Genomic DNA, 767 nt, shown 5'->3' with positions numbered 1-767 from the left:
TCGGGAACGTTGAACATGCCGAACATGTCGGAGTTGTAGATGACGCTGCCTTCGGTGCCGGGGAAGCGGTAGCAGAGGAAGTCTTTATCCGGCGTCTTCTTGGCGGCGACGAATTCGCCCTTGGCCCAGTCGCCCATCACCTGCACCAGCGCGTCACCCTTGATGACCATGGCGGTCGCCAGGTTCCAGTCGCGGCCGGAGAAGTTCGGATCGACGTATTTGACGATCTTCGCCAGATTGTCGAACGACTTCTTCATCGTGTCCGACTTCAGCGACGCCTCGTCGAGGTCGTTGAAGGCCTTCTTGTAGAACTCCGGTCCGCCGGTCGACAGCACGATGGAATCGAACATCGTCGCTTCCTGCCAGTTCTGGCCGCCGAGCGCCAACGGGATGACGCCCGCAGCCTTGGCCTTGTCGAGCAGCGCGATCAGGTCGTCGAAGGTCTTCGGCTGGCTGCCGCCGATCTTGTCCATGACGGCCTTGTTGATCCACAGCCAGTTGACCGAGTGCACGTTGACGGGGGCTGCGACCCACTTGCCGTCGTAGACGGAGAACTTCTGAAGTGCGGCCGGCACCGACTTGTCCCAGCCTTCCTTCTTGGCCGTCTCCGTCAGATCGCCCATGACGCCGGCCTGGGCATAATCGAGCACGGTATAACCCAGCATCTGCGAGGCTGTCGGATAGGTGCCGGCCGCCACCATCGCCTTCAGCGCCGTCATCGCCGCATCACCACCGCCGCCGGCAACCGGAACGTCCTTCCAGGCAAA

At 61.9% G+C, this 767-nt stretch carries 1 protein-coding gene; it reads right to left on the bottom strand.

Annotated features, from left to right (window positions below; all coding sequences use genetic code 11):
- The coding region (locus ACQ7C1_RS31760; protein ID WP_430961223.1) for an ABC transporter substrate-binding protein at positions 1–767 on the bottom strand (767 nt) is incomplete at both ends.

It is taken from the genome of Rhizobium sp. Nf11,1 (assembly GCF_050587665.1).
Classification (GTDB): domain Bacteria; phylum Pseudomonadota; class Alphaproteobacteria; order Rhizobiales; family Rhizobiaceae; genus Rhizobium.
Note: the sequence above shows the minus strand (reverse complement) of the source record. Positions and strands in the feature narration are given on the sequence as shown.